Origin of the sequence: Algoriphagus faecimaris (assembly GCF_900101705.1) — a bacterium.
GTDB lineage: Bacteria > Bacteroidota > Bacteroidia > Cytophagales > Cyclobacteriaceae > Algoriphagus > Algoriphagus faecimaris.
The window spans coordinates 1-10,520 of record NZ_FNAC01000070.1 but is presented as its reverse complement, the minus strand read 5'-3'; the positions used below and the strand labels follow the sequence as shown (position 1 = coordinate 10,520).

Genomic DNA, 10,520 nt, shown 5'->3' with positions numbered 1-10,520 from the left:
AACTTGGAGGCGAAAACCGCACAGCATTTAATCAAGGATTACATTGATTCAAACGCTGTGCTTCAAACAGATAAAAGTACCACCTTCTCAGACCTGAGTGATTGTATTGATGTTCATGTCAGAGAAATCTCTGGTACACAAGAAGGCAATTTTAACCTCAAATGGGTTCATATTGCCATCAGTAACTTAAAGAAACACCTGCAGACATACCATATGATCAGCGAACGAATGATGCAGAACTATCTGGATGAGTTTTGTTACAAGCTAAACAGAAGATACTTCGGTCAAAAACTCTTTGACAGACTCATTATTGCTTCAATTTACCCATACTGGCATGATTGCGGATAATCATATTATCTTACCTTCTCAACCACCAAATCTATCTATTATGAAAATAAAATCCATGGGCCTATGGATGATGATGCTATTGTTCAGCTTTTCTATCCATGCCCAGCGAAAAACAAACACTCCGGAGAGTTCCAATTTGGCAAAACAGGATTTTTCTGCCTTCAAATTCCGAAATATTGGCCCTGCCTTTACTTCAGGAAGGATAGCAGATATAGCCATTCATCCCGAAAATAAAAATACTTGGTATGTGGCGACTGCATCTAGTGGAGTCTGGAAAACGATCAATGCGGGAACAACATGGACACCCATCTTTGATGATCAACCCGTCTTTGCGATAGGCTGTGTAACCATAGACCCAAATAACCCAAATAGAGTCTGGGTTGGAACAGGTGAGAACAACGGAGGTCGGCACATCTCCTTTGGCGATGGGGTGTACCTAAGTGAAGACGGAGGTGCCACTTGGCAAAATATGGGATTGAAGGATTCCCAACATATCGGAAAAATCATCGTCCACCCGACAGATTCGAATATTATTTATGTTGCCTCTCAGGGACCGCTATGGAACAAAGGTGGAGAAAGAGGATTTTATCGCTCTGAGGATGGAGGAAAAACTTGGGAAAAAACCCTAGGAGATGAGGAATGGACGGGAGTTGCCGACATTGTAATGGACCCTAGGGATCCGAAGGTGATTTACGCCGCTACCTGGCAGAGACATAGAACTGTCGCTGCCTACATGGGCGGAGGAGAAAAAGGTGGAGTTCATAAATCCACTGATGGGGGAAAGACTTGGATCGAACTGAAGAATGGGCTTCCCACTGGTGTCACCGGTAAAATAGGCTTGGCCATCAGTCCACAAAATCCGGATTATGTCTATGCGACCATCGAATTGATTAGAAGATCAGGAGGAGTTTATTTGACCACAGATCAGGGCGCCTCTTGGGAGAAAATGTCTGATGCTGTAGCTGGTGCGACTGGACCCCATTATTATCAAGAAGTCTATGCTTCTCCCCATGACTTTGGGACCATTTATTTGATTGATGTGCGAATGCAAGTTTCATATGACCATGGGAAAACTTTTGAACTACTTAATACTTTCTCAACACACTCAGACAGTCATTCCTTGAATTTCATCGAAGATGAACCTGATTTCCTGCTATTAGGGACAGATGGTGGAATTTACCAAACGATGGATGGGGCTAAAACCTGGAAGTACTTTGACAATTTACCCCTTACCCAATATTATAAGCTTGCCGTCGACGATGCCGAACCATTTTATAATATCTATGGTGGAACCCAAGATAATGGCTCCCATGGAGGACCATCAAGAACCGATGATCAGATTGGAATATCCAATGCTCATTGGTCTCGGGTACTAGGAGGAGATGGACATCAATCTGCTGTAGAACCAGGGAATCCTGAAATCGGCTATGCTGAATCTCAGCAGGGATACCTCAATCGATTGGATAGAATTACAGGAGAAGCTGTGTTTATCCAGCCTCAGCCTGCTGCAGGAGAAGGGGAAGAGCGGTTCAATTGGGATGCTCCTATTTTACCGAGTCAACATGTCCCTAGTACGATATATTTTGCTTCGCATAGAGTTTGGAAATCTACTGATCGAGGAGATTCCTGGACAGCAATCTCGGAGGACTTGACTAAGAAAAAGGAGCGACTCGAGCAACCAATCATGGGCAAAAACCAAAGCTGGGATAACGCATGGGACGTCTATGCCATGTCTAATTTCAGTACCATTACTTCACTGGGAGAGTCCCCTATCAATCCAGAAATTCTATACGCTGGTACAGATGATGGTCTGATCCAATCGACCCTCAATGGTGGGGAAAGCTGGACAGCAGTAGAAGTAGGAAGTATTCCGGGTGTACCTGCTAATGCTTTTGTCAATGACATAAGGGCTGATCTTTTTGACGAGCAAACAGTTTATGTGGTTTTGGATAATCACAAAGAAGGAGACTTTAAGCCCTATGTGGCCAAAAGTAGTGATGCTGGGAAAACTTGGAACTTAATCAATGGAAACCTTCCTTCGACACTCCTGACCTGGCGAATAGTACAAGATCATGTCAAAAGGGATCTATTATTTTTAGCTACAGAGTTTGGTATTTATTTCACCCCAAACTCAGGAAAAGAGTGGATCAAACTACCGGGAGGAATTCCCACTATTTCCTTTAGGGACATTACTATACAGCGCAGAGAAGACGATTTGGTAGGAGCTTCTTTTGGAAGAGGCTTTTTTATACTGGATGATATGAGCCCATTAAGGGAAATTACCGAAACTACATTAAATGAATCCGCTAAGCTGTTCAAACCAAGAGATGGCTATTGGTATGCTCAGAGAAGGACACAAAGTAGTATGGGTGATGATTTTTGGACTGCTCCCAATCCCGACTTTGGAGTCACCTTTTCTTACTTCATCAAAGATGGACTGAGCAGTGCAAAAGCTGAGCGGCAGAAAAAGGAAGCTGGGATGAAAGATCAGTCGATTCCATTTCCGGGGTTTGATGTACTGGAAGCTGAGATGATGGAAAAAAGTCCAGAAATTCATTTGGTAATCACTGATGATGAGGGGAATATTGTACAGCGCGTCAAAGCCAATACGACTGCAGGTTTTCACAGAACTACCTGGGATCTGAGTCTAGCTGCTCAAGGGTTGATTAATCCTGAGTCAATTGAACAAGGAAGTAGGGGAGGAATGATGGCTCTGCCGGGCAACTATTCCGCATATTTGGAAGTACAGCAAAACGGTGATATTTCTAAACTAGCTGAAGCAGTTTCTTTTGAAGTTAAACCTCTAAGAAAAGGCGCTTTACCAAGTAAGTCGCTGGATGAAATAAAATCTTTCCGAACTGAAATACAGTCTTTTGTGAATAATGTACAGGCAACGAATCTATCCTTGGAAGAGGCGATGAATACAGTGAAAGCCATGCAAGCTTCACTTTCCCGATCTACAAAAGCTGATGCAAGTTTGATGAGGGATCTACACGAAGCAGAAAAATCCTTGCTAAATTTAGAGTCAAAAATCAATGGGAATCTAGCTCAAAGAGAAATTTTTGATCCAATGCCTCCTACACTTTCGGATAGAATATCCGCTGCATATAGAGGTGCAAGTGGGACTTATGGTCCGACAGGCATGCAAAAATCATCTTTGGAAGCTGGAAAAGAGGAATACGAACCCATTGCTTCAGAGTTAACTAAATTGGTCAATGAGACCATACCGTCCTTGGCTCAGCGATTGAAAGCAAACGGTGCTCCTCCAATTAAAGGATTGAATGAGTAGAATTAAAGCTCCGGCAATTTGTCGGAGCTTTTTCATTTTTAATATTCGGGTCAATATTTCAGGAAAACTTAACTTGCAAGATCAAATCAAAAAGTTTGGAAAAAGACCAATACATCCGGATCAATAAATACCTCAGCGAGGTGGGCTTTTGTTCGAGAAGAGAAGCAGATAAGTTGCTGGAGCAAGGGCGAATTACATTAAACGGCAAAGTACCTGAACTTGGGACCAAAGTAGGGCCTACTGACCAAGTAGCTGTGGATGGCAAAATTATAGGGAAACCAATTCAGAAACATACCTACATCGCTTTTAATAAGCCTGTTGGAATCGTGTCGACTACCGATACCAAAGGTGAAAAAAATAATATCATAGACTTTATCGGTCACCCTAAGCGTATTTTTCCAATTGGAAGACTCGATAAAGATAGTGAAGGTTTGATCTTCCTTACCTCCGAAGGGGATATAGTCAATAAAATTTTACGTGCTGGCAATCAACATGAAAAGGAATATATAGTCACTGTGGATAAGCCTATTGACGATCGATTTATTCAGCGAATGTCTAATGGCGTACCCATATTGGGCAAAGTAACTAAGAAATGTAGAGTTCAAAAAATAAGCGCTTTCAAATTCCGTATCATTTTGATCGAAGGGATGAACCGGCAAATCCGTAGGATGACACAATACTTTGGCTACACAGTCAAGCAATTAAAACGCGTCCGGATTATGAATATACATTTAGATATTGCGGTAGGAAAATGGAGGGATTTGACCGAAAAAGAGCTCGATGAAATCAATCAAATGATTGAAGGCAGCTCTAAAACGGTCTAATTTAGATAATGAAAATAAAAAAAAGGGCTTCGATTGAAGCCCTTTTTCCGATACTAATACTCTACTCTATAAACTTATCATGATTGATTACATGGTATCCACTTTTTTCTGTCTTCCAGTATAGGTGAAAGCTCCTTTGCCAACCCGAAGTTCAGTTCTTCTGTTAAGCTGATGCATCGCTTCAGTACAGGTTCCTGAGGTGCAGTCGTGCACTGGCTTGGTTTCTCCAAACCACTTGTGCTCCATTCTGCTATCTTCTATGCCTCTTTTGATCAGGTATTCTTTCACCACATCAGCTCTGCGCTCGGATAGTGACTCGTTGTACTCGTCACTTCCTCTCTGATCGGTATGTCCTTCGATAAACAACATCAAGTTTGGCATACGCTGCAGCATGATTGCCGCACGCTCCAAGTCCTGCTTATGAACCGATCTCAACATCGACTTGTCAAAGTCAAAATAGATGGTAGGAATATCGTTGATCTCCTTCTGAACCATCTCAAAGATGTCCTCCGGATTACAGAAGTCCATATCTTTTAGCTCTGCGGGAATATCATACTGCTTAGTAGGGTCAGGAAAGGCTTCCAGCACCAATTCAGACCTTCTGTTCAGCTGATGATCCACTTCGGAACAAGGAACTCCATTTCCACAGTCATTCACCAAATTCTGCTCTCCAAACCATTCCAATCTGATTCTGTCAGCGGAAATATTGTATTGAGCCATATACTCAGTAACTGCCTTTGCCCGATTGTTGGACAAGGTAATATTGTATTCATCTGATGCTCTGGAGTCAGTGTGTGATGCTACCAAAAGGTCAAGGAAGGAATATTTCTTCATCACCTCAGCCACTTTGTCAAGCGCCTCTTTTGCATCCTCCCGGATCACATATTTGTCCAAATCATAATACACGATGTCCACAAAAACCGGAAGCTGATAAGGGATCGGGCTGAGTTTGTATTCTCTCTTCACGGTATCACCTTCAAAGCCTTTAGTGCTGATATTGTCATCGGTCAATGTAAAATAGCCCGGTTTGGAGATACTGATCGAAAAGTCACTCTCCGGTTCCAATTCTGCAGCCAATTCCCCTTTCGGGGTTCTCTGGGTCTGTACATTGCCATTTTGTGTCTTGTCTCTCAAGGTGGCCATGTAGCTGTCATTGATAATGACACCATCACAGTCAATCACACGGGCAAGAAACTGCTTATACACATCTTCCATCAGATAGATATCATCGAGTCCCATGCCTCCGTCCCGGTTGGAAGACAGGTAAATCTCCCCGTTTTCCAGTTCACGGTATCCAAAATCATCGGCGATGGAGTTGATCGGCATGCCCATGTTCTGAACATTGCTGATACCCGAGGCACTGTAATTTGCTTCGTAGACATCCATACCGCCCACTCTGGGATGACCTGCGGAAGAGAAATAAAACTTATCGCCTTTTCGGAAAGGGTGGGTATCATGTCCGGAGGTATTTACCGGACTTCCCAAGTTAACCGGCGGAGAAAAGTTCATCTCTTCGTCGTACTCGGAATAGAAGATATCCAATCCTCCCAAAGTGCCAGCCATATCGGAGGCAAAATACAGTCGCTTGGCCTCTTCATCCACAAAAGGATGCATGACCGCATGACCTAAAGAATCATTGAAAGGAAAGGGAGTAAACCCTTCCAATTCGCCATTATCGTTTACTTTACTGTAATAGATTTCAGGCTGAACAACAATATTTCTGTTTTTCCTAACCTTTTTAATGTCCCGGGTTACTGAATAAAATAGGATACCTGCCTCTTTGGCATAGCTCGGATCGGAAAAATTAAAGGTTCCCGGTACATTGGACATCACCTCGGCGATTTCTCCTTCTTCGTTCTTTTTGTAGATGCTGAAGTATTCACGGTCGGTGTAATCCTGCTTTTCATCACTGAAAAACTTGTTTCTTCCATCAATTCGGATACCCGGCATTTCACTGCTGTAAGTTCCACCGCGGTCTGAAACAAAGAACTTGTTTCCGTTAGCATCTTCCTCAATGATAAAGTCGGAGGCATCGGAATTTAGCTCAGCTACATTGGTTAGCTTCACCTTCTTTCGAGCTGAAACACTAATCAGGTTTTCAACATCCAAAGAGTCTGCAGATACTCCTCTTGCCTGAATTAGGCTCAAGGCTTCTTCACGCTTATCTGTCAACTGAGCTGCTGAAAGCAGATTAGCAAAATCGCCTTGCTCTGCTTTTTCCTCATATCCAACTACATTGGACCACCATTCATAGGATTTGTCATAGTCCCTAACCCTATCATAGGCTTCGGCTATTTTTTTTGCTACACCATAGCTTGGCTTTTTTGCGTAAGCTTCTTGGTATTGCTCGATGGCATGCTGATAGTTCATCAACTCCATCTGCTCATCAGCATAGCGAACTTTAGTTTTCTGCGCTGAGGCTCCCCCAACTATCCCTAAAAATAAGCTGGCTGAAATACTTATAATCGTCAATGTCTTTTTCATAATCAGAACCATCTTTGGTTTTTCATAACTGCTTTTCTTGGGGTCATGTAGAAGCCTACAGAAAGCTCATGAGAGTTGTTTCTGTAATCACTCAGTACGTTTGTGTTAACATCATAAGCATAACCTAAACGCAACCTATCTGTAGCGAAGATTTCGATAATTGCCGCCACAGCGTTTCTATTGGAAAGATTCGACTCCAAGTTATCGTTCCATATTTTCATGTTGGAACGGTAAGAACCGCCGACCCAGATCCGCTCACCAAATAGGAACATCGCATTGATGTCATAACTGGTGGGCGCTCCTTTTACTTCTTTGATCAAGAAGCTAGGCTTAAACTTCACCATAGAGCTCAGGTCAAACAGGGCTCCCATAGTTAGGTAATAGTGGAAATCATGATAAGCTAACGCAACATCCTCTCTTTCGAGGGAGTTTTTACCTATCATGTTATACACACTGAAGCCTGCATAAAACTTATCATTGTGATAGAAGAGACCAGTATTCAAATTAGGAGTAAAGAGGTTGATCCTGCCCATCGGAATCTCCGAATCTGGAAAGTCATTTGGGTCTAGCATCGAACCGTCTATGGAGTACTCTGTTACCCCTGCTTGAACTCCCAAGCCAAGGAAACCTTTAGCCCCAGTCTGAATCCTGTAAGCATAGGCCAAAGATCCTCCGGTGGTCTTTGCAGGCCCCAATTGATCAGAGAGGATGGTGAATCCAAAGCCCATTGTACCTTCATTGGCACTCAGGTCAGCCGTCAGTGTGAAGGTCTCCGGTGCTCCGGGGAAGTTAACCCATTGACTCCTATAGGTCGATTGGATGTACGGCTCTCCCTTATATCCAGCATAGGCAGGATTGACATGCAATCCGTTGAAGATATACTGGCTAAACTGGGGGAGCTGCTGTCCAAAAGTCCCTCCGGTGGCCATAAAGGCCACCAGTAGGGTCATTCCGATGATTTTAAAAGTATTTTTCATAACGCTTCTTGATTAGTCTTTAATTACCTGGATCCAGCCCTTGAATTCATGTTCTCTACCTGACTCATCCACTGCCACAAGGACATAGAAATAAGTACCTGCTACTTGACCTGGGGCATCCCAGTCGTTATTGTAGTTATCTCTCTCGAGAACATGATCACCGAATCTGTTGAATATCGTGATCGTATTGCTCACAAATTTACCGAGACCCTGAATTTCAAAGGTGTCATTGTCTCCGTCACCGTTTGGCGTGATTACGTTTGGAATCCTGAATGGTCTGATTTGACTTACATCAGTCGCCTCGTTGTCCGATTCGTCGGTATCCTCTTCTTCAGCACCTACTACTGCTGTATTGGTTACTGATCCAGCTGCTCCAGCTTTCACTCTCACAATGAATGTGATAGTAGCATCTGCAGGGAAGAATCCGATAGTCCATGTAATGGTACTTCCAGTTACTGTAGTAGACACCTCAGCATTACTACTGTTAGAAGCAACTTCATTGCTGATGTATTCTACTCCGCTTGGCAACTGATCTGTGATCACCACGTTTCTGGCGTCAAATCCGCCAATGTTACTCACCACGATCTCGTATTCAAATTCGTCTCCTTCGAAAATGATCTCCTGAGTTGCCTCTTTAGTAATGCTCAGGTTCACATTGTCATTCAAGAGTCTAAATACCACCTTAGCATCATCGCTATTGGATGGGAAGACTGTCTCCCTAAGGATGTACTCCAGATTGTATTCTCTGGCTTCATTCACTCCTGGTATCAAACTCAACTCACCATCTTCGTCGATCAAAAGACCAATCACTCCATCAAGTTCGGTGAATTCAAAATCCACATCTGCTGGATCAGGTCGTTGACCATCGAGTAGATCATTTTCTAGAATGTTACCCAGTCTTCCACCGTAGCTTACGAAGTAGGTACCGAAGTCATCATCGTTAGCAATGATCTCTCTTGGACCGATGCCTATTGTATGGTCATCACTGTCTTCAACCTCTGTATCATCTGGAGTAGTCGCTGTCACAGTTGCCACGTTGACAAGAGATAGCTCTTCAAGATCAGACTCAGTTACCACGTACTCTGTCTCTATCACTTCAGAAGTTCCTGGGCTAAGTGTAGCCACATTTACTTCAAGTCCTGTCATTGGATCAGTGACTACTATATCAGTCAGCGTAACATTACCAGTGTTGGTGACTGTCAAGGTGTAGATTATCACCTGACCTGCTGCCTGGATTTCATCCGTATCGGAAGTCTTCACCATTTCAATTGCAGGCAACTGCAGTGATTCAACTGTTTCGGTTGCTTCATCAGATACCGGGGTCTCATCAGGAGACTGGCCCTCAGCAACTGCCACATTGACGATCTCACCTGAATCAAGGTCTTCCTGTGTCACCGTGTAGGTTGTGGTCAATTCCACTACCTCTCCTGGAGCCATTGTTTCGATCACTTCTTCTAATCCTGTAAGTGGGTCAGTAATCGTCACATCACTCAAGGTTACGTTACCTGTATTGGTCGCTGTAAGCGTGTAAGTAATCAACTCTCCTGCCTCCGAAACCGCATCTTTGTCTGCAGACTTAATCAGGTTGATGCTCGGTACAGGTGTAATTGGAGTAGTTACGGTATCAGTAGCTGTAGGATCATCATCCCCAGCATTTGGACTTTCACCAGTTACTGAAGCCTCATTGGTCACGCTACCGTTATCCACATCTACCTGATCTACTTCATAAGAAGTATCTACTGAGGTACTTTCTCCAGGCTGTAGCGTACCTACGTTGATCACAAGACCAGTCTGCGAATCTACTATCGTCACGTTTTCCAAGGTTACATTACCTGTGTTGGTGACTGTGATAGTATAGTCAATTTCTTGACCTGCTTCGGTAATATCCGCATCGTTATCCGTGATCACGATAGTGATGTCAGGATTTTGCTCTGCATTTACTACTGCGCTGCTTTCATCAGACACTTCAGTCTCAGCACTATTGCCTACTACTGTGGCAGTATTGGTAATAGATCCAAAATCTATGTTTTCCTGAGTTACAGTGTAAGAGGTCTCAAGCTCTACAGATGCTCCTGCAGCCAAGACTGGAATTACTTGAGTAAAATCAGTCAATGGATCATTTACTACTACATTGGTCAGATCGGCAGTTCCAGGGTTGGTCACTACCAAGGTGTAATTTATTTCTTGTCCTGCGAGATTTACAAAATCAACATCTGCTGTCTTTTCTATAGAAATCTCACAAGTATCAAAGGTCAAAGTAACAGGGGTTCTAGTCAAGCTTTCACATCCTGTCTCATTGTTCACTGCTGCTGCATAATAAGTTACAGAACCTACTGTGCTAAGGCTTGGATTTGCTGTGGTAGCTCCTCCTTCTGCAGAAGTGTACCATACGACACTGAATCCTGCTGGAACTGTAGCATTTGCTGTGAGTATCTGTCCTTCTTCGATCAAACAGCTGGATTGATTACCTCCAGAAATTGGGGCAACTGGTGCAGGGTTGATTGTCAAGGTAACAGGTGTTCTAGTCAAGCTTTCACATCCTGTCTCATCATTCACCGCAGCTGCAAAATAAGTCACTTGACCTACTGTGCTTAGGCT

General features: G+C 43.4%; 6 protein-coding genes. 3 read left to right on the top strand and 3 right to left on the bottom strand.

Annotated features, from left to right (window positions below; translation table 11 throughout):
* The 3 genes from BLQ57_RS20065 to rluF form a co-directional block, all read left to right on the top strand.
* A partial coding sequence (locus tag BLQ57_RS20065; RefSeq protein ID WP_139162639.1) for an IS1595 family transposase occupies positions 1 to 348 on the top strand: 348 nt, incomplete at its 5' end.
* A 40-nt stretch (positions 349 to 388) separates the two neighbouring features.
* Complete coding sequence (locus BLQ57_RS20060; protein WP_205635648.1) at positions 389 to 3,637, top strand: WD40/YVTN/BNR-like repeat-containing protein; 3,249 nt, start codon at positions 389 to 391, stop codon at positions 3,635 to 3,637.
* Between the two features lie 95 nt (positions 3,638 to 3,732).
* Positions 3,733 to 4,461, top strand: a complete 729-nt coding sequence (rluF, locus tag BLQ57_RS20055) for a 23S rRNA pseudouridine(2604) synthase RluF (RefSeq protein WP_087941394.1) — start codon at positions 3,733 to 3,735, stop codon at positions 4,459 to 4,461.
* A gap of 87 nt (positions 4,462 to 4,548) precedes the next feature.
* Here the strand turns inward: rluF and BLQ57_RS20050 are convergent, their stop codons facing one another.
* The 3 genes from BLQ57_RS20050 to BLQ57_RS20040 form a co-directional block, all read right to left on the bottom strand.
* Positions 4,549 to 6,945, bottom strand: coding sequence for an OmpA family protein (locus BLQ57_RS20050; protein WP_240507885.1), 2,397 nt, complete (start codon positions 6,943 to 6,945; stop codon positions 4,549 to 4,551).
* Between the two features lie 2 nt (positions 6,946 to 6,947).
* The gene (locus BLQ57_RS20045; RefSeq protein WP_087941392.1) at positions 6,948 to 7,922 is read right to left on the bottom strand and encodes a PorP/SprF family type IX secretion system membrane protein; all 975 of its coding nucleotides are present in this window, start codon (positions 7,920 to 7,922) and stop codon (positions 6,948 to 6,950) included.
* Between the two features lie 12 nt (positions 7,923 to 7,934).
* A partial coding sequence (locus BLQ57_RS20040) for a DUF7507 domain-containing protein (protein WP_092824210.1) occupies positions 7,935 to 10,520 on the bottom strand: 2,586 nt, incomplete at its 5' end.

Coding starts and splice junctions, on each gene's coding strand:
- BLQ57_RS20045 (WP_087941392.1), bottom strand. CDS start 7,922: ATGAAAAATACTTTTAAAATCATCGGAATGACCCTACTGGTGGCCTTT.
- BLQ57_RS20060 (WP_205635648.1), top strand. CDS start 389: ATGAAAATAAAATCCATGGGCCTATGGATGATGATGCTATTGTTCAGC.
- BLQ57_RS20050 (WP_240507885.1), bottom strand. CDS start 6,945: ATGAAAAAGACATTGACGATTATAAGTATTTCAGCCAGCTTATTTTTA.